We start from the raw sequence: 21,792 nt of genomic DNA, 5'->3' as shown, positions 1-21,792 counted from the left end.
TGAGCGTATTGTGCAACTTTGTGCGTTTTTGTGCAATGACTTTTTGTTCGCATTTGCGACCAGTTTTGTATAGGATGAGTGGAGAGCATCATGCGCTTAACTCCGTATCCGCTTCTTTATTTTTATTTGGATTTTGCCAATGACGAACGTCGATTTTACCTGTAACGGCTGCGGAGATAAGAGCTGTACGGCGTTCTTTTAATAATTCAACTTGTTGATAACATCTATTTTCTAGTTTTGAAAACTGGTTAAACTGTCTATTTAGATAGCCAAGTATTTGCTCACGCTCATTATTTGGTGGCACTAATATCGGTGTTTCCTTAATATTAGTTGCCGATATGGAAGCTAGGTTTGTACTTTGCTTAGATTGTCTAAAAAAGTGGAATTTTGCGTAACTTGCTCTAGTTAAAATATCCAACCATTCAGGCTCAATTACTGTTGTTCGAATAGCAAAAACATGATTTTGATGAATACAGTTTTTTATCTCATTACGCCAAACAGCACCTCGACCTAATTTGTCATTATCTCCACCTTCATTCATGAGAACATCACCATTTTGCAAAAGATATCTTTCTAACTGCTCTGGTTCGATATCAATCTGATGAACTTCATCTAAATTAAGATAACCATCTTGAACATTAGCTACACGTAACATTGGAACGGAGATTGATGTTTTACCTGTGAGGTCTTTACCCTTTGCAATACCAGATTGAATGTATCCAACATGCTTAAGACGACATATACGCCAATGCTCAGGCACCTCCCCTAACCATTCCACACCTGAATCTTTCATCGGTACATTTGGATTTAAACCTTTGGTCACCGCATGACTAATCACCGCTTGGCGTTTTTCTTTGAGCAGTTCGATCAGTTTTACTTGTTTAGCAATCAGGCTGTCAATTTTTGCAGTTTCTTGATCGAGAAAGTCTGATATTTTCTCTGCTTCATTAATGCTTGGATAAGGGAAAGACAAATTATCAATTGTTGTCATACCCAAATTCTTTTGGGTATTCGAATTGGAAAACACATCACATTGCAATTGTAATTCATACGATTGCAGACAATAAAAAATAAATCTACCTAGTCTAATATCTTTAGGGTTAATAACTGCTAACGGTGACCAAACATTAAAATCATTATCATTCTCTACGAAAGCAACCTTACCTACTGACGCGGCTTTCCCAAGTAAAATATTACCTTTCCGAGGTTTACATTTGAGACTAAACCTAACGTCATCTTCTATAGAGATATATCTACAACCTTCAAATACTAGTTTATTATTTTGGATACCATCAACAGATAAAAAAGGAATACCTTCATCGATAAACTTAGGTGTTTCATGAGGGCCATCTTTGACAAAGCCACTACACATATATTTTAGAGGTACAATTTTCCATTCTCTAGGAATCGACTTTATCCAAATATTGTGTGTTTCAGCCTTATCTTGATAAATCTGATACTTCGCCATTACGAATGCACCTCTTGCAACAACTGCATAATCTCACGGCTCACTGCATCCAGATCCGCATCAATCTCTCTTAAATCTCGTGGCGGCTGATACACATAAAAATGACGGTTAAACGGAATCTCATAACCGACTATGCCAATTTCAGCGTCCTGAGCATCACGTTTATCAGCATTGATCCATGCATCAGGCACATGCGGTTGTACCTCACGTTTAAAATAAGACTCAATTAAATCAGTCGTGCTTTGGCTTGGGTCAAGCGCAATGTTTTCCGCATCACGCAAGTCACCATCCTGTACAAACTCAACCACTTTGCCTTTGTAGTTAAACTGACCATATAGCGGATTTTCTTTTGCTTTAATGTCTTTATTAATCACAGGTTCAGCTTCAGCATTCTTCCAAGTTACCGCATCAAGGAACTGCTTTTTCTCTTTCGCTTCGAGTTTAATACTGGTATCTTTTAAGGCTTGTTTGAGCACTTCATCAAAGGCATTAAAGTCATCATGCTGCGCCGTACCAATTTTAGCTTGCAAGGCTTTAGCTTTACGCATTAAGGCCCTTTGTTCTAACCAGAGTTTTGGCTCAAGTAGGGTTTTAATATCTTTTTCTTTGAGTTCGCTAAATTCAGCTTTGATCAATGCACGAATTTCAACTTGAGCATCTTCACTCAACTGACCATAGCTCGCTTCAGTCCAATCATTGCCGTAATCATCGTAAATTTTCTGCATCACCGTATTAAACGGCTTTGGTGCAAAACGTAAAGTCGCAATTCGGTCATCAGACAATTGAGCAGATAAACGTAAAGGACGTTCAATGGTGACACGACGGTAGCCAAACTCATAGCTGTTAAAAATTTTGCTTGAGAATGGCTTTTGCTGTTCACTTTCACCATCCAAAGTCAGCGTATCTACCGCTTCAAATGCACCATAGTTTTGGGTAATGGTCTTAATTTCTGCATCAGTCAGATAGTTACGCTTCGAGCCAAGTGACTTACGCATTTTCGAACTGAGGTTCGACGCATTAATTAAATGCACTTTGCCTTTACGTTCAGCATATTTCTTATTGCTCAGTACCCAAACATAGGTCGCAATACCTGTGTTATAAAACATATCGGTTGGTAAAGCGATAATCGCTTCGAGCAAATCCGCTTCTAAAATATAACGGCGGATTTCACTTTCACCACTGCCCGCACTGCCTGTAAACAAAGGCGAACCATTTAGAATAATACCAATTCGACTACCTTGACCTGTGCTATCCACATCACGCATCTTGCTAATCAAATGCATCAGGAATAAGAGTGAACCATCAGAGACACGGGGTAAACCTGCACCAAAACGGCCATTAAAGCCCTTTTGTTCATGCTCATCTTTAATCTCTTGTTCGATCTTTTTCCAGTCCACACCAAATGGCGGGTTGGACAGCATATAGTCAAACTTTTCATAGGCAAGCTGGTCATTAGACAATGTATTGCCTAACTTGATACGGCTGACATCTTGCCCTTTAATCAACATATCCGCTTTACAAATGGCGTAGGATTCTGGATTCAGTTCCTGACCAAACACACGCATCACAGCTTCTGGATTATGCTCATAGACATATTCCGTGCCTGAAGACAAGAAGCCGCCTGTCCCAGCAGTTGGGTCATAAATGGTTCGAATCACACCTTCTTTGTTTAAGGCATCATCATCTTGGCTAAAAATCAAACCTGTGGTGAGTCGTACAATATCTCGCGGGGTAAAGTGTTCCCCTGCGGTTTCATTTGAGCTTTCAGCGAAACGACGAATTAATTCTTCAAACACTAAGCCCATTTCATGGTTCGAAATATTTTCAGGGCTTAAATCTGTGGTCGAAAATTTCTGCACCACTTTATAAAGTAGATTGGCATCATCCAATAAGCCTGTAAATTCATCGAATTTGAAGTGTTCAAAGATTTCACGTGCATCTTTAGAAAAGTTTTGGATGTAGTTATTCAGGTTTGAACGAATGTCTTTTTGCCCAAGGCGGACTAAATCCAGTTCAGAAGTATTAAAGAAGGCTAAACCTTGGGTCGATTTCAGCAATAACTTTTCTTTGGCTTCTTCTGGTAGAGGTAAAGCTTTGACCTTTTCATATTCCGCGAGCACATTGGCTTTAGTCGGTGCCAAGACACACTCTAAACGGCGTAAGAGCGTAAACGGTAAAATAACGCGACCATATTGAGATTGTTTGAAATCACCACGGAGTAGGTCTGCAACTGACCAAATGAATGCGGCTACTTGAGAAAAATTATTGTTAGTCATTAAAAAAACCAAGGCTATTAAGCAGCTATCAATATTGAAATAAATGCGGTCATTGTGCCTGATTTACAATAGGTTTTACAGACCTATAGATGAGACTAACGATACTAAGTATGTAAAACTTTAGTATTCATAAACATCACTGCTGTAATAAAAAATAAAAATGCTATTTGCTCTTAGTTTCTGCGGTAATTGAGCAGTACAAGGCACTATATTTAGTCAACCAATATTAAGTTTGGTTTTTATTTCTTATTAATACAGATTATTATCACTAAAACTTTAAAATTATAGATACACATGAATAGAGAAAAACTTTTTGAATTATCAACTCAGATGATCATGGAGCTGAAACAAGAAATCATAGAGAGTGATGTTCTTGATTGTGGTCCAAGACTAGAGTTAGTAGAGCAGTGTATTTACATCTCTTTTGAACATGGAATAGGAGTAAATGGATTATTAGCCATTGGACTACCTACTCAAGCCATGGTTTTACTTAGATCACAATTTGAAGCAGTAGTCAGAGCATATTGGCTTTTGTTTATTGCAAGCAATCACCAAGTATCAAAGTTAAATTTTAGTTATACATTTGAAGAGCAATTCGAAAGTGATACTTGTCCAATGATAAGTGACATGCTTGAAAAGCTGAGTAATGCAAACCTTCCAGCACAATCAGTAATTGATCACCTCTGCGCTTTTAAAAAATACCACCTTAAGCAACTTAACTCTTTGGTTCATACTGGCAAGCAGTCTTTTACCCGTGATGTAATGGGGTATACGGATGAGATGCTGATTACGTTAATGCGCCAGTCAAATAACTTGATCACTGTCTCTTCTCAAATCATGTTGAAACACACAGTGCCTGACAAGCAAAAATTTATTCATCATTTGATTAATAAATATCGACCTTGTTTCTTTTTGGATGAAGATGTTGATCCAGCAGTTAAGGAACGAGTAGAGAAGTACTTTGCGAAATAGAAACCAAACCTCCTTCTGGAGTTTTTTTATTACCTAAAGTTCCTGCTACAGAGTGGGTTATATGAAAAAGCGAATAATGAAATTGCCCTGTATATAGATCAACAATACACAATATATTCACAAGTTCAGAGAACAAAAGAATATCATTTCCAGACTGGTTAGCAACTGTAATAAAGTATTTGAGTGAACTACGATATTTTGTTGCAGGATAGATGAAGGACTACAGTGACAACTAGACACCACAAAGAATAGCTTAAAACGCCAAAAGACTACGCCGTGTTTTTACTATCAGGTGCATTTACTGCACATTACATAACACTCTGGATTATGTACTCCCCCCTTTTCGCCAATATAACCCTCCATACAACCAAATTTAACTTTCAATGTATCAAAATAGGAAAATCAAAGCTTTTAAGTATTTTTTGGAACGCACAATAAACCTAAATCGAATGGGAAATTCAGCATTTGAACGTCCCGAATCCTAATTCTATTGTGAGTTTATGAAACTATGTCTTCAAATATTACCAATCGTTATCCCCATCTCAGCATGATGAAACACGTTAAACCAATTCTGAGTCTTAACAAAGGTCAAGGGTTGACATTTAAATTCCCCTCCCATTACGGTGAGGACTTCCATGTACAAGTTTTCTTTACAGGAACCACGATTCTGGTCGGCTATCAACTAAGTGAGAAGTGGGCTTATCATATTAGATATCAAGAACAAAAAACTCAGTATGAAGGCAAGAGAGTATGGTTTATTTGCCCCATTAAAGGGTGTAAAAAACGGGTAGATAAACTCTATCTTAAAGAAGAGTTATTCGCTTGTAGAAAATGCCATAAACTTTTATATCCAAGCCAAAACAGATCAAAATACTTTCTACCAATGTATAAACTTGAACGATTAGAAAAGAAGCTGAAAGGTAAAGGTAGATGGGGTTCCCCTCCACCAAGGCCACTTGGAATGCATTGGGAAACTTACGAACGATTAGCTAAAGAATATGCTGATGTTTATTGCGAAATCATGGAAAAAGGCGAAGCTAATATCGCAGCTTATGGTCAGTCTAAAATGACTAAACCACCCCAACACACTGATAATATTTAATTAATTTTAAAAACTACACCTTCTAAAAAAAACTAAGATGTCTAATTTAAACAATACAATTAGACATCTTAGGTGAAATTAGATTATATAATCTAAAGACATATCAATATAATTCAATATCTTAAAGTAAAATTAGACTATTAGATGATATTTAGGATTCAACAATACGTATTCCTTATTCTCAAACTTTTCAATAAACACACAATGGGTATCAATTAATGGTTGTAGAGCTTCATCTCTAATTCGTGCAGATTTTATAGAGCGAATATATTGATTGAGCGTAGATTTAAGTACTTTATCCTCTCCATTCTTATATTCTCGAATCAACCAGTTTAAAATATCGTCACTTTTCGAATGCACAACATGCTTTTGATCGTAATTAGCCCACTCATTTAATGAATGCATTATGATCATTGCAGCTGAATAGATATCCGCTTTTTCAACCACAACCCTCTCTTCAAAAAAAGCAAACACTGTCGCTAAACGAATCATGATTTCACCTGCACGGCTACCATAAGATTTAATGTGGCTATATTTACCTTGTTGCTTAAGTTCAACCTCGATTTTATTATAAAACCGAATCCACAATGATTTTGCTTCTGACGTCATTGCTAATCTCCCTCGCTCAGTATCACTTTCCTTTAAATCAGATGCTGTATCATCACGAAGTAATTTTTTACATTGTTCCCAGTAAGTAAGCATTCTCAAATCTTCTTTTATATTTTTCGATAGTTCTTTCTGGTCAATTAATCTAGTACCTGCTATTGACTTAGGTGCCGTGAAGATAAATCGAGGTAATAAACCAATACCCGACATAGCTTTATCACTAACAACCTCTTTAATGATAATAGGCTGACCCATTAAATGGATACTCATACGACAACCAAATGCAACACCGCTACCATTTACATTTCCCTTGGAACGAGTCCGCTCAATTGTGCCTTTGTCAAACATTTTAGCCAATAACGCCATACTCGACTTAGCAGTATCAGATTTAAAAGTATGTCCACTTAAAAGCTCCGCTGCATCATCAGATGCCAAAGCAATATTTCTAAAATCTCCGTTAATAAAACCAGATGTAATTGGTTCAATAGTAGTATCTGAAAATAATGTTTTAGGACTTACAGGCTCAGAAACTTGTTGCGATGAATTTCGATATGCTTGCAACGCCTTTTGATATTCCAACATTTTTTCATCTTCTAAGGCTAAAACAGCATTCATCGCCATTTTATCTGCAGTACTTTTTCTATCTCCACTCTCGCCTTCTGTAAGAAAATACAAACTACATGGCATTACACCACCATTGATGTCATATGCATCTACTTTTCTTTGAGCTATATAAGTTGCAGCGAACAAAACAGAGTTTGCTGCAATACCAATAGGGACTTTTATATACTCATGAATACAAAGAATTGCATTCCTTAGAGATACAGGAAAATCATTAATAGGATATGGATTTTCATAAATGTTACTTGGTCTAAATGAAGATATCTCTTTAGCATTTCGATCAGTTTCAATAGCCAAAATCTCTTCTACCTCAGCAATCACTTCTCTTGGTGAAGCTACCGCGCAAATTGGCATAGACAATGCTAAAACCTTAATAAATGAATTTCTTAACTTTCGCTTAAAGTCATTTTCTTCGTGTTTAGCACATATTAAATAATACTGAGAATTCTGATAATCAGCTTTATTTAACTTATCAACATTTTTATCTGATACATAAATAATCGGATACTTTGCATGAGAAAGCTTGAATAATGAGTATTTATCCACACAAACTAAAACAATTGAATTATCAAAATCAGAATTTACTATTAGATTACCTTTTCCAACTATATAATCTTTCTTATCTGCACTATCAGACAGAAAGTTTAACCCTGTGATTTCCCCTTTTCTCTTTAGAGGAAATACAACACGGCCAGATAAGTCAATATTATTCATACAAATTTCTTTTGAAAAAAACAATCCACCTCTAGGATTACCAAAACGAAATATTGTAGAATTAGATTTTCTATCTGAATCATTTTCAGATAGATTAAAACAATGTTGATTTAAGATTTCAGTGTAATCAGGGTTTAAGTTACAGCTTAAATCCTGATTTTCAATTTTTTGTAACATTAAAATAACCAAGTCAATATAGATAATAAAACACTCTCAGCCACTCAAAACCGAATAAGTAGCTGATAGTTAATTTTTTAAATAAAATTAAAAATTATTCGCTTTTAGCTTCATTTTTTTTATGCCATTCGACTAATGATTTGTAATCAAAATAAACTGGCGCCTGTCTCGTTGATCCAGCTTTATATCCCTTTGGAAAGGTAGGATCATTCAGTCTAAGATCACGTAAGGTATTGCGTGTGATACTTAAAAGTTCACATGTCTGATTGTAAGTGACTCGAATAGGTAGCATTGATATAACTCCATAGAACTTGCTATGAACTTATTTTGAAATAAATTAAACAAAAAAATACGGCGAATTCACACCCATTTTTTCCCCGCATTTTTTTAATTGCAGCTGAATCCAATGAAAGTAAATATTTATCAAACTGGAAATCAGTCTTTAACTACTATCCAATTTTGAGTACATAGCAATTTACAGACTACTGTTTAAGCCTTTGTATAAGTTAGAATATTTTTAAATGAGTATAAACATATATGACTATACTCCTATTAAGTCATGTTTAAGATTCGTTATGATTATTTATAATATGATCTTTCACGTGATTCAGATCCTGCTTTTTCCACAGCAGCAAAAATTTGTAAATGATCCATAATACTTATCGACTTGGGTTTTTCTTGTTCTTCATAATGAAACGTATCCGATGAGGTATAGGAAAATATTTCATCTGTAAGCGGTTTCACTTCTTTCTCAATTGTAGACTGATTTCTAGCATTATCTGGAAATATTGCTTTATGATAGGTAGCAAAAGAAAACTTTTCATTTTGTTCAAGAAATATTCTCGACCAAAGCCAGAGATCCATATAAGCCAAAATTCTATATCGTGCCCAAGCTTTCAACATTTTATTACTAACTACTTTTGAATAGCTAATACTATTCTCTTGTCTAATTTTAATTAATAATTCCCTAATTTTATCAATAATAATTTCATCAGAAAAAAATGGATTAATTACAATTGGAACTTCCGCATACTGATTGATAATACCATTATTTTTGAAAAGAGAATCTACAACATCCATACCATCATAATGTTTATTTAAATCAGTAGCAGCCTTAAGATATTTTAAATCTACATTTTTCATTTTTTTAGCTGGTGGATAATGATACTTATCAACCCACATAAACTCCTCTGAACCTTCATCATCTCCAAATACAAAGACTCTTACTGATTCATCATTTTGAGGATTTTTTCTAATATAATTAAAATCAAAATTAAGAGCCAATGGATCTTTTAATACTTTTTCAATAGCTTGTTTTAATACTTTTGTTCTATCTCCATCAGACAGTTCACCTATCGTATCAATTAACATTGGATCTTGAATATAATTAAAAATCATCTGCCTACCGCTTAGAGCATAGAACCATTCGCATGCATTGAATTTATCTAAGCCTTGGTATTTCTCTAATTGAAAGAGTTTTGGTATTTCTTTATAAAACTTTGCCATTACAAATCCTATAACATTACTTTTTTATTATATTTTAACCAACTATCTCATCAACATAATCTGACCACCACTGCATCATACCTATACGCTCTTCAAAATGCGCCCCCTTATCGTATACCCCCTTTACACCTGTTTTTAAATGCGCCAAGGTAGCCTCTACAACCTGCTCCTTATCACTATATTTATTATTCAACTCTGTACTTGCTATATGTCTAAAACCATGTGGATTTTGTCGACCTTTATACCCTAAGCGGTTTAATGCTTGATTAAATGTGTTATCAGAAATCGGCTTGATCAAACTTTCTCTACTAGGAAAGAGTAGATTTGACTCTGTCCTATATGTTTCCAATTCTTTAATTAATTGAACAGCTTGTTTTGAAAGCGGTACTGCATGAGCTATACCTTTTTTCATTATTTCAGCTGGCTTAATCCATACTGCTTTTTCCAAATCAAATTGATCCCATGTTGCGAAACGAAGCTCAACTGGACGAGGGAATAAGCGAATTAGCAACTCCAAGCCAATTGCCATATCACGCTTTGGATAACCTCTGATTGCATGTATTAGGGCAGGGAGCTCATTAATTTCAACGAACTTCATGTTTCCGCCATTATTTTTATCCAAATGCTTCGTAATACCTTCTAGTGGATTAAATACAATTTTCTCCTGAAACTTTGCCCAGTCATACGCATTCCGAGCATAAGAAGTCAATTTTTCTACTTGTTTATAAATTCCAAGCTCTCTTTGTAAACCTTGAAAAAAATCAAACCACTCTTTAGGGGATATACTTGTGAAATTACGCTGCCCAAAAACAGGAATAATATGTCGTTCAATCGATTTCACAGCTTTATCAAATGTAACATCGTCCCAATGGAATTTTTTTGTATCAAGCCATTCAGACATTAAAACTTTAAACTTCATGTTCTCTGCTTCTTCGGCTTTTTGCTTAATCGATTTCTTGGTTACTAGCTCTTCTCCATTTTCTAACTTTGACTTTATGTCCCCTACCAGTTTTCTGGCACGATGACCACTAATAGAAGGATATGCACCTAGACCATACCAAGACCACACGCCATCAGCTTTTTTATATCTCAACTGCCAAGATTTAGTACCACTTTTTTTTACAACAAAATATAATCCGCTATCTGAATCTTTTACACGATAATCTCTCCCCTCAGGCTCTAAATTTGCCAAAGTGGTATCAGACATAGGAAATTTCTTTATTTCTGTTCTTTTCATAAAGTTACATCAAGGCTTGTATCACGAGTTCACATATTAGACCATGATACATAAAGTGATACAAGAAGAGTTCAGGTAAGTAAGTTTATATGAGTTTATTTCAGGCAATAAAAAACCCTTAAATCGTTAAGATTCAAGGGTTTTTTAACAATATAAAGTTAAATAAGTTTATATTGTTTTATGTATTTGGTAGGCATATCCAGACTCGAACTGGAGACCTCTACGATGTCAATATCAAGCTATGACCTAATATAAGCCATTGGAATATAACAATTTCACAGGTTATTTTTGAGCTTTTTTTGGTCAAATTTCTACCCAACTAGACCCAATAAAATCAATAATTTAGAGCATCATTTCTCTACAGCTTTTTTGGGCTTTTACTTCAAATTGCTCATAGCAATTTTGTCTTAAAAGCATTTAAACTCAACATGCAAATAAACAGTCATATTCACTCTTGTTGTAATCAAATTTCGAGTCGATTTCTTGCCGAATCAATTTGTTCTAAATGACATTGTTTCATGTATAAAAACAGTGGAAGCCCGACAGAGGCACCTCCCAAAAATGATGCAATTATAGGAATCCATAATCTTTTAATTTTATGGCTTTTACCTTCATTCATCACCATAACGACAATGACTACTACCGTTACAATGACATCTAGCCATGCAAAAGCTGCTAATGGGTTTTCAATAATTTGACGGATGAATAAAGAAAAATTAAATCCATATTCAGCTAACCAAAGTATGAATTGTGAAAACGGCAGTATTACCCCGACTAAAGTAAGTAGAGCATATATTTTTCTCATATCTTATATCCGTTTGAATTAGTTAGTCATATTCAAATTAACATAATAGAAATTTTATAAAATATCCCTTCTACTAAAGATTTCTGAGATCACATTTCTATTTTCTCAACATATAAAAAACCGCCCTTTCAGGCGGTCATTTTTATTTAAGTAGGCTGTACCTTTGGTGCGGTGAAGTCGCCAATTCGAACATGTGTTTATAGTCATAATTTGGTAATTCTACACCGTACTTCTTGCATAGATCCGAAATGGCATAGGTCATATAGAACATGTTGTCATGCAGCATATACACCAGTTGCGGATTCAGTTTGGCCAATGCTGGGCTATGGGTATTCCACCATGCTTGGAATAGTCGAGCATGACCACAGAGCATTTCTATAGTTTGGTTTTCATCTATATGAATATCCCCTTTTGCTTTGATCTGCATGGTTTCTAGGTAGTCCACAGCATCTTGAAAGTGGATAGCTAGGAGTTCGCTATAACGTGGAATGCGAAAGTGCTTGTTATGTCTGGCCCATAGTTCGGCGCGTTTCTTTGTACTGCCCTCGGAGCGTCGGTCGACAATTTCTTTGAGGATGGCTTGTTGCTCTGAGTTGATTTTTACTCGAGTGTCGATTTGCTGTTGCAGGACTTCTTTTTCAAGTACGTCGAGTACCCATTTACGGAATTCTTTGGCGACGGGTGTGCGGGCAAAGAATGTAATGAGATGGCAACCGCGAAGTGAAAAAACCCGTACGGTCAAATTGACCGTCTGGGGATTATCAATAACCTTTGTCATATCGGAAGTAAATTCATCCGACTTACGATTATAAATTCGTGTGACAGAGTCCGCATGTTTATAACCTAATGCAAAAGCTAATTCAGATGAAGTTATCCAAATTTGATTGTCGTTTTGCGGTACGGGATGAAATTGTATTGCATTAAATGTTAAACTATTCATATCAATTTTCTCAAAAGATTGGTAACTCGCCCCGCTTTCCGCCAAGATTGTTCGGGGCGTTTTTACACCCCTGCTGGGGATATAATTAATTTATTCTCATAACATACTCTTGTCAATCCCTGCTGGGGATACTATTATTTTAAAAATCGCTTAACTCTAGAGTTTGTAAAATGGGAAGAAATCTTGGTGTGGAATACAAAATGCGTATGTCCCAAGAACTAAAAGATAAAATTGCAGAGTCGGCTAAGGAGCTGAATCGCTCTATGAATGCGGATATTGTTGCGCGTTTGGAGCAAAGTTTTGAAAAGCCAATTACCAGTGAACATGAAGTAAATGATCTGCGAGAATTGCTGAAACAAAGTATTGAGAATAATAAAAAGTACTTCCAAATGATTGAAGAGCTTTTAAGTAAAAGTATTCAGAAATAACTTAAATTTGAGTTATATAAACTTTTATCTTTTTTTAAATATATCAAAATGATTAAAGACTTATCTATATTTCTTAGCATAATGATAGCAGAATCTCTCTCATTATTAATTTTATATTTATTCAGGTGTAAAATGAAAGGTAAATACTGGTATACCTTGTACTTCATATTAGCATTTTTAATACTATTTTCCACAGTATGTATAGTTTATCTAACATTTAACCCTCTTGATGAGGATACCCTTAAGCAAAGTCAAGCAACTGATTTAATATATATTTTTTCTGGTGTCTCAACTTTTTTAGCACCTTTAGTAATTTTATTTACATTAAGTGATTGGAAAAATGAAAGACGTTTTGATAAAGAAATGGAAATTTTTGAACAAATATTAAATAATTGTGAAAAATTAAACTCTATATATGTACTAAAAAGGTATTTTAATGCAGAGTTACTAAAAGCTGTTGTAAATAAACATTTATCTAGCTTCTCAAGTAACAATTTAATAAAAAACAATTATTTTGAACCTAGCTCTCTTACAAATATTATCTCATATTTTGATGACTCATTTATAGACCATGATAATTCAATATTTATATTAGAAATATATCGAGACCTTCTTAACAAAATAACAATACTACAATCCATTAAATATAATGAAAAGTTATCCCGTGAAATTGGAACGATAATGTCATTAATAAATTCAAAAGGAAATGAATATGTTGAATTTATTTCCTTCTTCAATACGTTTAACAATAAGATAATTACTTTTGAAATCTTTCAAAGTCAGGTTTTAAATCAAGCAATATTTAATGAACAGAATAACTACAACAAACAAAAAGAAATATTAGAAGTAATACAGAGAATTAGAATAATTATACGTGATGAAATAAAAACCATGATGAATTAATTTTTTAATTCAGATACTTGCAATAAAAAGCACCTTGGAGTGCTTTTTTACTCAATACAAATTCTCGATATTTTATCTTAACGGTAGCGCTTATTCCCACCAGATGTAATACAGTAGGTCCCACCTCTTGGGCCTACGCAATCATTCGACCCGCTACAAGGGCATTCTGATGAATTACTACTAGATGAACCACCATAACCACTACCGTATGATTTTGAAGATTTACTCTTGGAAGAATAACTGTGCCCACCTGAAGATTTACCACCACGTGCTTCAGCTTGGGATAGAAAAACTGTCTGTAATAAAATAAGAACGGCTACAAAAATGATTCTCATGACTACCCACTAAAAAATTTATAAAGTACAAAATATTTTTAAAGACAATATTTTATAATTTTATTAGAAACTTACAATGAGACTAAAACTAAAGAATCTAAGCAGCTATATTTTCTTCACTTACTTTCTTTTCTACAGGCACTTCGTATGCATACTTTTTAAAATTACTTAGAAAATTTCCGCAATCAGCACATCTTTCTACGTACTTCAGACATAAGTACGCAATTGCCAAAGCCATAATAGGAATCGCAACCATCAAAGCAATCCATAAAGGTATGCCTTTTTCATAGGAACTCACCATAATAGCTATGTATTTGTTCATGATTACAAATGGAATTAATCCAACAAACGCGAAGACACCGTATCCAGCAAAAGCTGATAACCCTTTAATCCAATTATACTTAGGCTTAAACCCAGTCACTTCCCCAGTATCATCTCTTTTTCGCGTCAACATTCCTCTAATCTTTACGTATTCACTTATCCATAAATCCGCATTTTCATAGTTCAGAAAGAACTTAACTTCACTATAAGTTATTGCATCATCATTAAAAGCTGATTTAGCTAACCTATCCTTGTAGAGGGTAGATCTCTTATCTAAACCCTTTGTTTCAAACTGCTCTGCCTGTTTCAAGGCTTCTGCTTTGCTTTCTTGAGTGTGTTTTAAATGGGCTAATCTATTATTTAAGAATGCCAGTACTATTGGTACAACGAGAACAGCCAACACCCCACCAATTTTTAATAAAGTTTCCATTATCACGTTCTTATAAAGTAAAGGTTTGATTTAGGACTATTTTTAAATTTTGTCAACCAACTTTTAGGACTCAAACTAGGATTTGTCAACTAAGTCCTTATTCATAAGACTTTCTAACTAGATTCATTGAGCAGACAAGTAGAGAGTTGCTAGACTTCAGTTAATGTTTTGACTTTAAAATAATTTATGAAATTTTTCTCTGTACACGACAAATTTCATAGGGCCCTTGTCCTATCAGGCTTTTTCTTTCTTAAAATTGCTAGCACTTTCTTAAATTCTTCTTTTTTTCCAAAACCAATCAAACGTAGAATAGCCATCTGAACATAGTCCAAACCGTAGCGAAATAAACTTACTGAAAGTCGTCCATGCTTCTTTAGTTTTATCGCTTTTTTTCGATCATGTTGCCATTCACCTGTTAAATAGCACCAACAGAAACCGATCGCTAGCACTGCTATCAATTTCTTGACTCGTCTAGGGTCTGTTAAACGAGTATTTTCAAGATTGAATCCACGTCCTTTGAGACAACTAAATAAGGTTTCGATTTCCCAGCGTAATGCATAATCACCAATAGCAGAAGCATTAAACATAGGAGAAACAACAAGTAAAAGTTCTCCATCTTCTAATCGTAGCGCACTAATATACAGTTTCACTCGACCAACCCAAATACGTCGTTTACGACATTCTGTTTGACCAACTTGAAGATGACGAAATAAATCACTAATTTTATGATTCTTGGCTAAGTGATTGGTCACAATAAAGTTTTTTTAACACGTATACAGAAGTTAATGTCATTTTCAATTAACCATGTAAACCATTTCTCACCGATAAATTCTCTGTCTGCGAACACATTCACAATACGATCTTTACCAAAAATGGAGATAAAGCGTTGAATCAAAGCAATACGCTCTTTTGTATCTGAATTTCCACGTTTATTGAGCAATGTCCAAACAATAGGTATCGCTATTCCACGATAGACGATGGCTAACATCAAGATATTGATATCTCGTTTTCCCCATTTCCAGTTGGTTCTATCCAAAGTTAATTGGACTTTATCGAATGAAAATATATTGAAAATTAACTGAGAAATTTGACGATAATCGAAATACTGATCTGCAAAGAAGCGTTGTATACGTCGATAAAATGATTGTGGTAAGCACGTGATGGGTAAGGCTTTAGATGCAGAAGAAAGATTACATGTCTGTTTTACAATTAATGCCAGCATAATCAGTGTAAAACATTTTACACGTGACTTGTTCCACTTTAGATATTTGTTTAAGATGAGATGTAACTCATTGAAATGTGTCATCATATTCGTCGTCAGAAAACAAGTATTATGCCATTATTTCAATGAGTTGTCTTTTTTTGTCGTGTACAAAGGAAATTTTTACTAATTTTAGTTTTGGGGTTCACTTCCATCCAAGTTTATGCAAAAAAATGCGCTGACTTTTCTACTCAGCAGCAAGCACAGAAATGGTATGAACAACGTAAAAAGTCAGAACAAACTGGCTGGAAAAGTTTAGACCGCGACGGCGATGGTCAAGCATGTGATTGCTTGCCGGGTGGAAATGGGAAGAAGTGTCCGAAGAAGAAAAAATAGATGGTTGTAAAAATACAACCGCTTATATCGCTCGCAATTCAACCTATTAGATTTAAATGTAATCTAATGTATTTAAGTGGTCATATATTTTAAGTAAATTATTCACACCAAAAAATATGACTAATTTTGGATTCATGATAATGCAAATAAAACCACTTTTACTTATAGGACTTTTTGGCATCCTTTCTGGATGCCAGGTTGTTACAAATGCAGATAATAAGAAATCTGTATCTATGTTGCCATTACACATACCTGATGAAGTACGTTATTTAAACGTATCACCAAAAGCATCAATTGAAGAAAAGCGAGAAGCATATACCAATCAACTTGTCAGCTCTGCTGAACAATATGCAACTATAAAAACCATTCCATACGAATTTTTTCAAGGATCTGGTTCACTAAGTGCATACCCTTATACCCTCTACAACTTTGATCAAAAACGTGTAAAGTTTATTGAAAACTCTATGCTCAGCCCTTCAACGACCATGACAAGATTTGATTATTCTCAATCAAAGTTAAAATTACCGGTCGGACAACATGACCTTGTTTTTGTGAGTGGTGTTGGAAGTCACAGCTATTTCACAGAGATTAAGAATGTAACTTTAGAAGCAAATAAAGACTATGTAATTGGGGTAGACAGAATCCCTAATGGCAAAGCACAGGTTTTCATTGCTGAATATGAAATCGATTCAAAATTCAAGCCTAATGAACCTGAATCAATTATAGTGAAAAAACGAATCATTCAAGGTATTGAGCATGGGAATTTCAAACGTGTATCAGTTTATTAAGTTTGGAAGCACTTTGGGGCTGTTGGTTTCTGTTTTAGCATTACAAGGTTGCGTCCGTATGATGCTACCCACTTCAGACGCTGAATTAGTAACGAAATCAATTAATGGTGGTGGTTCAGTAGAAGTTCCTTTGGATTATGTACAATCGTATGCAAATTTAAAGCAAGCATACGTCAAGTGTATGGAATACCGAACTTTAAATGATTCCTTAAAAATTGATGCTAATTTGGATCGTGAAAACAGCATCGGGACCTTTTACGGCAGACCACCGTATGGAACTTATATCTTTAAGACAACCATTACGCCTATTGATTCAAATACATCGAAGCTTACCCTCTATACAATTCGAGGCAGTCTATTAACGGACAATGCAAATCAAAATGTATTAAATAAACGTTTAGAGCAAGATAAAATCCGTGCTCTAGGTCAAGATGCTAAATGCAATAAAGACTAGTAATTTTAATCTGAAACTAAGCAAGTAGAGCGCCTCACGGCGCTCTTCTTATGTAAAATTCTGAACCAATTTCTTTATGACTGGTCTCTGACGTTGACTGGCATTCCATAAGTCATGCTGCATCTGCAAATTTAACCAAAACTCTGGTGATGTTTCCAAAGCCTCGCTTAAACGAATTGCCATATCTGCTGAAATACCAGTATGACCATTCAAAATACGAGATAGATTTGCACGAGTAACCCCTAGTGCTTGAGCAGCCTCCGTCACAGGAGTTTCACCAATGTATTCCCGTAACATTTCACCAGGATGTGGTGCATTGAACATCATATTCATTTTAGTACTCCTGCGCTGAAAGGCTTAGTGATAGTCCAGATAATCCACAATGTAGACATCACCATCTTCAAATTTAAAAATTACCCGCCAATTACCGTTTACAGTTAGTGACCATTGATCTTGTAGATTTCCACTTAACTTGTGCAAACGCCAATTTGGTGGAGTTCTTAAATCATTCACTGTGGAAGCAGCATGTAATGCTGCAAGGATTAAACGTAATTTGGCAGAATGCGCTGCTTGAATACCTGCTGTTGTACCAGTTTGGAAAAAAGCCTGAAGACCTTTATGTTTAAAACTCTTAATCAAGCTTTAGCATCCATTCGTATAGCGTATATATACAATATACACTACCTTAAAAAATATGTATAGCCGATAACCCTCATATAAAGATAAAGTGCCCCACGGCGCTTTATTTATGCAAAATTCTGAACCAACTTCTTAATGATTGGTCGAACCCAATCCATGATGGTTTCAAATAAGATATTGATGCTCAATGTAAAATTTCAAGAATTTTGCAAATGGTGTATTATGTTGATTTTATGAATTATTAATTTTAAAAATTACTTATGCTCAAAGCTTTTATGCTAGTTGTCGTGTTAATTTCAACTTCTATCAATAATCTATCGCATGCAGAGACCAATACATTGAAGGAAAATATGATATTAGAACCATTTATATTTGAAATTGGTTCTAATTTTTCAGATATTCAAACTAAATTCAGCTTAGAAGCAAAGACTTCAGGAGTAAATTTCATTCAAGAATCAAACTGGTACAGATTAAAAACACCAGTAGGATTTATTTCCCTTCAAGAGTGGAAAGGTAAACTTCATTCTATTGCTTATGAAATTGATATAGATGATGTAGAAACAAAAAAGAAATTAATCAACTATCTATTTGAAAAATATAAAAATAATTTTGAATGGGTAGAGCGGGTTGATAATGGGTTTTATATTTCATATGAATCATCTAATGATTCTATCCAAGGAATCCATGCTTATTCATTAGGAACAACTATTTCTTTTACTAGTAATGAAATTAGAAAAGCTGAAACAAAGGTTCGATTTCCAAATCTTTAATTTGTGAAACCAGTTATTTAACCTAATGGAGCTTATTCGAAACTGGCATCATTTCGAGGGCTTTTTCATTAACCCACTACACACCTACGGCGATATGAACATATGCAAATGATCATAAAGAAGCCATGATAGTGCGCTGAACCCATTATGGATTCATATAAGATATTGATGCTTAGTGTAAAAGTTTTAGAATTTTGCAGAAGGTGTATTATGTTGATTTTAGAGAAGTTTAAGAGTCAATACTAATGTAATTTATTAATCCTTTATTTTTAGGCCAATCAAGATATTCGAGTTATGTAGATATGAATGATGTAAGAGATGGGTTGTTGCTCTTGGAAATGGATGAAAATAGTCTAGAAAAATATACATACTCCTTGAAAGATATGAGGAAAGTAATCATTTATGCGCTTTCTGAAAGCGTATCAAACTATTGGCCTGAATTAGCTTTAAACTGGCTTCAGAAAAAACCTGAATATCTTGATAGTGATGTTTTATATTGGATTGATAATCTAATTAAGGATAAAAATAAGTATTCTCAGAAGGTTAGACATCTGGCTACAAAGATACGTAAGAATTTTTTGGAAATACCTAGTACATAATTATGAGTGATGTATAGGCTCCTTTAACATAATGGGCAATATACGTATTATGTTGGTTAAACCCCATTTAAAGAACAAAAATCATGTGTGAATGCCAATCTGTAGGTAATTTTTTTGTATGTCCGACTAATTTTTCAGATATTTTTAGCCATAACTACAATATAAAAGATAGGTTTCCTCGTTACATAGTTGAAGATACTCCATGTGAGGAAGCACAACCAGAATTTGATTATGGTGAGTTTTATTATGTTTGTGCTGAATGTCAGCAACCGTGGTATTTTGAATGTTATCCAGAAACGCCAACAAGTCCTATTTTTGGAATAAAACTTCTAGATATAAAGAAAACACTAAACCAAAATCAAATAAACAGTATTAAACAGTTCTTGGTTGTTTTAGCTCATGAGGGCTTTTCAGAAAGTAAGTGTATTCATCAGGGATGTATGGACTATTCTCTTAATGGCGTTAAGGTATGCCTCAATCATTTTGGCTATAAATTTAGCCCCCATTAAGAATATCAATTCAACCTGATGGCGATTATTCGAACTGCCCTCAATTGAGGGCATCCGCAATAGCACTGTGTTTCGCCTTACAGTCGTTAGGTAATCCTCCCATAAATAACCGAAGTTAAAAGTAGAGGTTAAGCAGCCATTAGAGGTGGCCTTCCTTTGTTAGCTTGGTGTGGTCTTTCATGATTGTAATGCCACAGCCAATCAGTTGCGTAATCCTGAACTTCTTCTAACGTATCAAACAAATGCTTGCTCAGCCAACTATAACGTATAGTCCGATTATATCGTTCAATATACGCATTCTGCTGTGGCTTACCCGGTTGAATATATTCAATACGAATACCGTGCTCAGTAGCCCAGCGCACAAATTCGTGACTGATAAACTCGGGGCCATTATCACATCGGATCACTAACGGTTTTTCTCTCCACTCCAGCAATTGATTCAACGTACGAATGACCCTAATTGTGGGCAATGAGAACCCTGCTTCAATGGCTAGGCCTTCGCGGCGGTAATCATCAATCACATTCAATAATCGAAACTTGCGACCATCGGAAAGTTGATCATGCATAAAATCCAGTGACCAAACCTGATTTGCACGTATTGGCTCTTTCAGTGGTTCAGGCACATGTCGTTTTAGTCTTCTTCTCGGTTTAATACGCAGATTCAGTGCCAACTCACAGTAAATGCGATAAACCCGCTTGTGATTCCAGCAGTGACTCTCAACATGCCGTAAATACGAGAAGCATAGACCAAAGCCCCAATCGGTATTTTCCTCAGTGAGTTCAATGAGCCGTTCTGCAATGAGCACATTGTCATCACTGAGTCTAGCCTGATAACGGTAGCAGGTTTCACTTATGCCAAATGCAGTGCAAGCTAAACGGATACTAACAGCATGTTGGGCCACTGCCTGTTGAGCCATCTGACGTCGACAAGATGGCTTTACCACTTTTTTGACATCGCTTCCTGAATAATTTCTGCTTTTAATCGCTCTTCAGCATACATTTTTTTCAGTCTGGTATTTTCTGTTTCCAACTCTTTCAGCCGTGCCATCAAAGATGTATCCATGCCGCCATATTTAGCACGCCATTTATAGAAGGTTGCATTACTCATACCATGTTCACGACAAAGGGCCGCAACAGGTGTGCCAGACTCCGCTTGCTTCAAGATGGACATGATCTGGCTGTCAGTAAATTTAGATGTTTTCATGCAGAATCTCCTGCTTGTATCTTAAGAGAAAATTCTACTTTTAAGTCCTATTATTTTTAGGGGGGATTACCGGATCACTATTTAGAAGGTCATGAAGCGCCAAAACCAGAGCGGATTAGCTACCGTTAGTCATACCAATAAGCTGATGCTTTCATTTCATGGATCATCAGCTTTGGTAGATTTAACCCAATTTAAAAATTTGTATAATCGCCTTATGTTAAATGGCAGAAAGTATAATTTTTTATTATAAAAAATTACCTACTTAAAGATAATGCATAAAATCTTGACTGGTTTAGTTAGTTCATTGTGTAACTTTGACTTTGGTCGATCTGGAAACAAGACGCTATCTTATCCTATCTCATTTCTTATCTAAATTAATCGCTGTTGTCTT

General features: G+C 35.0%; 24 protein-coding genes. 10 read left to right on the top strand and 14 right to left on the bottom strand.

What is annotated here, in order from left to right; all coding sequences use genetic code 11:
* Positions 1-88: 88 nt before the first annotated feature.
* Both C3F34_RS13465 and C3F34_RS13460 read right to left on the bottom strand, forming a co-directional pair.
* Positions 89-1,468 (bottom strand): restriction endonuclease subunit S, encoded by a 1,380-nt coding sequence (locus tag C3F34_RS13465; RefSeq protein WP_104441830.1) that lies wholly within the window; start codon positions 1,466-1,468, stop codon positions 89-91.
* Complete coding sequence (locus C3F34_RS13460; protein ID WP_104441829.1) at positions 1,468-3,744, bottom strand: type I restriction-modification system subunit M; 2,277 nt, start codon at positions 3,742-3,744, stop codon at positions 1,468-1,470. Before C3F34_RS13460 ends, C3F34_RS13465 begins: the two co-directional genes overlap by 1 nt.
* Positions 3,745-4,038: 294 nt before the next feature.
* On the opposite strand from C3F34_RS13460, the gene C3F34_RS20600 reads away from it, so the two are divergent.
* Together C3F34_RS20600 and C3F34_RS13450 are read left to right on the top strand one after the other, a co-directional pair.
* A complete protein-coding gene (locus C3F34_RS20600) occupies positions 4,039-4,716 on the top strand; it encodes a DUF6988 family protein (protein ID WP_228155302.1) in 678 nt (225 codons plus the stop codon).
* Positions 4,717-5,224: 508 nt separating this feature from the next.
* Positions 5,225-5,818, top strand: coding sequence for a hypothetical protein (locus C3F34_RS13450; protein WP_104441828.1), 594 nt, complete (start codon positions 5,225-5,227; stop codon positions 5,816-5,818).
* Between the two features lie 132 nt (positions 5,819-5,950).
* Here C3F34_RS13450 and C3F34_RS13445 read toward each other — a convergent pair whose 3' ends face one another.
* The 6 genes from C3F34_RS13445 to C3F34_RS13420 form a co-directional block, all read right to left on the bottom strand.
* Complete coding sequence (locus C3F34_RS13445) at positions 5,951-7,936, bottom strand: DUF3987 domain-containing protein (protein WP_104441827.1); 1,986 nt, start codon at positions 7,934-7,936, stop codon at positions 5,951-5,953.
* 94 nt (positions 7,937-8,030) lie between these two features.
* Positions 8,031-8,228, bottom strand: coding sequence for a transcriptional regulator (locus C3F34_RS20595; protein WP_104441826.1), 198 nt, complete (start codon positions 8,226-8,228; stop codon positions 8,031-8,033).
* Between the two features lie 287 nt (positions 8,229-8,515).
* Positions 8,516-9,442 carry a DUF6387 family protein gene (locus C3F34_RS13435; protein WP_104441825.1) on the bottom strand — a complete coding sequence of 309 codons (927 nt, stop codon included), beginning with the start codon at positions 9,440-9,442 and terminating at the stop codon, positions 8,516-8,518.
* A 34-nt stretch (positions 9,443-9,476) separates the two neighbouring features.
* Positions 9,477-10,679 carry a tyrosine-type recombinase/integrase gene (locus tag C3F34_RS13430; RefSeq protein ID WP_104441824.1) on the bottom strand — a complete coding sequence of 401 codons (1,203 nt, stop codon included), beginning with the start codon at positions 10,677-10,679 and terminating at the stop codon, positions 9,477-9,479.
* A 463-nt stretch (positions 10,680-11,142) separates the two neighbouring features.
* Positions 11,143-11,484, bottom strand: coding sequence for a DUF2834 domain-containing protein (locus C3F34_RS13425; protein ID WP_104441823.1), 342 nt, complete (start codon positions 11,482-11,484; stop codon positions 11,143-11,145).
* Between the two features lie 142 nt (positions 11,485-11,626).
* Positions 11,627-12,424, bottom strand: coding sequence for a Bro-N domain-containing protein (locus tag C3F34_RS13420; RefSeq protein WP_104441822.1), 798 nt, complete (start codon positions 12,422-12,424; stop codon positions 11,627-11,629).
* Positions 12,425-12,594: 170 nt separating this feature from the next.
* Here C3F34_RS13420 and C3F34_RS13415 point away from each other — a divergent pair, with 170 nt between their 5' ends.
* Both C3F34_RS13415 and C3F34_RS13410 read left to right on the top strand, forming a co-directional pair.
* Complete coding sequence (locus C3F34_RS13415) at positions 12,595-12,852, top strand: Arc family DNA-binding protein (protein ID WP_104441821.1); 258 nt, start codon at positions 12,595-12,597, stop codon at positions 12,850-12,852.
* Positions 12,853-12,984: 132 nt separating this feature from the next.
* Positions 12,985-13,755 carry a hypothetical protein gene (locus C3F34_RS13410; protein ID WP_158654361.1) on the top strand — a complete coding sequence of 257 codons (771 nt, stop codon included), beginning with the start codon at positions 12,985-12,987 and terminating at the stop codon, positions 13,753-13,755.
* Between the two features lie 77 nt (positions 13,756-13,832).
* Here the strand turns inward: C3F34_RS13410 and C3F34_RS13405 are convergent, their stop codons facing one another.
* From C3F34_RS13405 to C3F34_RS13395, 3 genes are all read right to left on the bottom strand, one after another.
* Positions 13,833-14,090, bottom strand: a complete 258-nt coding sequence (locus C3F34_RS13405) for a hypothetical protein (RefSeq protein WP_104441819.1) — start codon at positions 14,088-14,090, stop codon at positions 13,833-13,835.
* A gap of 97 nt (positions 14,091-14,187) precedes the next feature.
* Positions 14,188-14,841, bottom strand: a complete 654-nt coding sequence (locus C3F34_RS13400; protein WP_104441818.1) for a hypothetical protein — start codon at positions 14,839-14,841, stop codon at positions 14,188-14,190.
* Positions 14,842-15,056: 215 nt separating this feature from the next.
* Positions 15,057-16,147 (bottom strand): IS4 family transposase gene (locus tag C3F34_RS13395; protein WP_104442269.1). Its coding sequence is split into 2 segments (ribosomal slippage): positions 15,057-15,607 and positions 15,607-16,147, totalling 1,092 coding nucleotides; the frame shifts between segments, so codons are not numbered across the junction.
* An 84-nt stretch (positions 16,148-16,231) separates the two neighbouring features.
* Here C3F34_RS13395 and C3F34_RS13390 point away from each other — a divergent pair.
* From C3F34_RS13390 to C3F34_RS13380, 3 genes are all read left to right on the top strand, one after another.
* Positions 16,232-16,438 (top strand): excalibur calcium-binding domain-containing protein, encoded by a 207-nt coding sequence (locus tag C3F34_RS13390; RefSeq protein ID WP_104441817.1) that lies wholly within the window; start codon positions 16,232-16,234, stop codon positions 16,436-16,438.
* A gap of 140 nt (positions 16,439-16,578) precedes the next feature.
* Positions 16,579-17,226 (top strand): hypothetical protein, encoded by a 648-nt coding sequence (locus tag C3F34_RS13385; RefSeq protein WP_158654360.1) that lies wholly within the window; start codon positions 16,579-16,581, stop codon positions 17,224-17,226.
* On the top strand, positions 17,195-17,680 hold the full coding sequence (locus C3F34_RS13380; RefSeq protein WP_104441815.1) for a hypothetical protein: 486 nt from the start codon (positions 17,195-17,197) through the stop codon (positions 17,678-17,680). The genes C3F34_RS13385 and C3F34_RS13380 overlap by 32 nt, the downstream gene beginning before the upstream one ends.
* 48 nt (positions 17,681-17,728) lie before the next feature.
* Here C3F34_RS13380 and C3F34_RS13375 read toward each other — a convergent pair whose 3' ends face one another.
* Both C3F34_RS13375 and C3F34_RS13370 read right to left on the bottom strand, forming a co-directional pair.
* Positions 17,729-18,013, bottom strand: a complete 285-nt coding sequence (locus tag C3F34_RS13375) for a HigA family addiction module antitoxin (RefSeq protein WP_104441814.1) — start codon at positions 18,011-18,013, stop codon at positions 17,729-17,731.
* 24 nt (positions 18,014-18,037) lie between these two features.
* Entirely contained in the window at positions 18,038-18,319 is a 282-nt protein-coding gene (locus C3F34_RS13370; protein WP_044738568.1) for a type II toxin-antitoxin system RelE/ParE family toxin, read from the bottom strand.
* 350 nt (positions 18,320-18,669) lie between these two features.
* On the opposite strand from C3F34_RS13370, the gene C3F34_RS13365 reads away from it, so the two are divergent.
* The 3 genes from C3F34_RS13365 (at position 18,670) to C3F34_RS13355 (ending at position 20,197) form a co-directional block, all read left to right on the top strand.
* The gene (locus C3F34_RS13365) at positions 18,670-19,089 is read left to right on the top strand and encodes a hypothetical protein (RefSeq protein WP_228155301.1); all 420 of its coding nucleotides are present in this window, start codon (positions 18,670-18,672) and stop codon (positions 19,087-19,089) included.
* A gap of 302 nt (positions 19,090-19,391) precedes the next feature.
* Positions 19,392-19,688 (top strand): hypothetical protein, encoded by a 297-nt coding sequence (locus C3F34_RS13360; RefSeq protein ID WP_104441812.1) that lies wholly within the window; start codon positions 19,392-19,394, stop codon positions 19,686-19,688.
* Between the two features lie 83 nt (positions 19,689-19,771).
* Complete coding sequence (locus C3F34_RS13355; RefSeq protein WP_104441811.1) at positions 19,772-20,197, top strand: hypothetical protein; 426 nt, start codon at positions 19,772-19,774, stop codon at positions 20,195-20,197.
* Between the two features lie 128 nt (positions 20,198-20,325).
* On the opposite strand, the gene C3F34_RS13350 is transcribed toward C3F34_RS13355, so the two are convergent.
* Positions 20,326-21,401, bottom strand: a protein-coding gene (locus C3F34_RS13350; RefSeq protein WP_104440995.1) for an IS3 family transposase whose coding sequence is annotated in 2 segments (ribosomal slippage) — positions 20,326-21,149 and positions 21,149-21,401 — 1,077 coding nt in all. Because the reading frame shifts where the segments join, the coding sequence is not laid out codon by codon here.
* Positions 21,402-21,792 lie beyond the last annotated feature (391 nt).

Origin of the sequence: Acinetobacter sp. ACNIH2, from assembly GCF_002934965.1 — a bacterium.
GTDB lineage: Bacteria > Pseudomonadota > Gammaproteobacteria > Pseudomonadales > Moraxellaceae > Acinetobacter > Acinetobacter tandoii.
The sequence above is the reverse complement of the archived record's forward strand: the minus strand, read 5'-3'. Positions and strand labels throughout refer to the sequence as shown.

Excerpts from the sequence above, each read along its gene's own strand:
- C3F34_RS13360 (WP_104441812.1), top strand. The coding sequence starts at position 19,392 with ATGAATGATGTAAGAGATGGGTTGTTGCTCTTGGAAATGGATGAAAAT.
- C3F34_RS13445 (WP_104441827.1), bottom strand. The coding sequence starts at position 7,936 with ATGTTACAAAAAATTGAAAATCAGGATTTAAGCTGTAACTTAAACCCT.
- C3F34_RS13465 (WP_104441830.1), bottom strand. The coding sequence starts at position 1,468 with ATGGCGAAGTATCAGATTTATCAAGATAAGGCTGAAACACACAATATT.
- C3F34_RS13460 (WP_104441829.1), bottom strand. The coding sequence starts at position 3,744 with ATGACTAACAATAATTTTTCTCAAGTAGCCGCATTCATTTGGTCAGTT.
- C3F34_RS13355 (WP_104441811.1), top strand. The coding sequence starts at position 19,772 with ATGTGTGAATGCCAATCTGTAGGTAATTTTTTTGTATGTCCGACTAAT.
- C3F34_RS13365 (WP_228155301.1), top strand. The coding sequence starts at position 18,670 with ATGATATTAGAACCATTTATATTTGAAATTGGTTCTAATTTTTCAGAT.
- C3F34_RS13425 (WP_104441823.1), bottom strand. The coding sequence starts at position 11,484 with ATGAGAAAAATATATGCTCTACTTACTTTAGTCGGGGTAATACTGCCG.
- C3F34_RS13385 (WP_158654360.1), top strand. The coding sequence starts at position 16,579 with ATGCAAATAAAACCACTTTTACTTATAGGACTTTTTGGCATCCTTTCT.
- C3F34_RS13405 (WP_104441819.1), bottom strand. The coding sequence starts at position 14,090 with ATGAGAATCATTTTTGTAGCCGTTCTTATTTTATTACAGACAGTTTTT.
- C3F34_RS13435 (WP_104441825.1), bottom strand. The coding sequence starts at position 9,442 with ATGGCAAAGTTTTATAAAGAAATACCAAAACTCTTTCAATTAGAGAAA.
- C3F34_RS13415 (WP_104441821.1), top strand. The coding sequence starts at position 12,595 with ATGGGAAGAAATCTTGGTGTGGAATACAAAATGCGTATGTCCCAAGAA.
- C3F34_RS13430 (WP_104441824.1), bottom strand. The coding sequence starts at position 10,679 with ATGAAAAGAACAGAAATAAAGAAATTTCCTATGTCTGATACCACTTTG.
- C3F34_RS20595 (WP_104441826.1), bottom strand. The coding sequence starts at position 8,228 with ATGCTACCTATTCGAGTCACTTACAATCAGACATGTGAACTTTTAAGT.
- C3F34_RS13375 (WP_104441814.1), bottom strand. The coding sequence starts at position 18,013 with ATGAATATGATGTTCAATGCACCACATCCTGGTGAAATGTTACGGGAA.
- C3F34_RS20600 (WP_228155302.1), top strand. The coding sequence starts at position 4,039 with ATGAATAGAGAAAAACTTTTTGAATTATCAACTCAGATGATCATGGAG.
- C3F34_RS13410 (WP_158654361.1), top strand. The coding sequence starts at position 12,985 with ATGAAAGGTAAATACTGGTATACCTTGTACTTCATATTAGCATTTTTA.
- C3F34_RS13420 (WP_104441822.1), bottom strand. The coding sequence starts at position 12,424 with ATGAATAGTTTAACATTTAATGCAATACAATTTCATCCCGTACCGCAA.
- C3F34_RS13400 (WP_104441818.1), bottom strand. The coding sequence starts at position 14,841 with ATGGAAACTTTATTAAAAATTGGTGGGGTGTTGGCTGTTCTCGTTGTA.
- C3F34_RS13380 (WP_104441815.1), top strand. The coding sequence starts at position 17,195 with ATGGGAATTTCAAACGTGTATCAGTTTATTAAGTTTGGAAGCACTTTG.
- C3F34_RS13450 (WP_104441828.1), top strand. The coding sequence starts at position 5,225 with ATGTCTTCAAATATTACCAATCGTTATCCCCATCTCAGCATGATGAAA.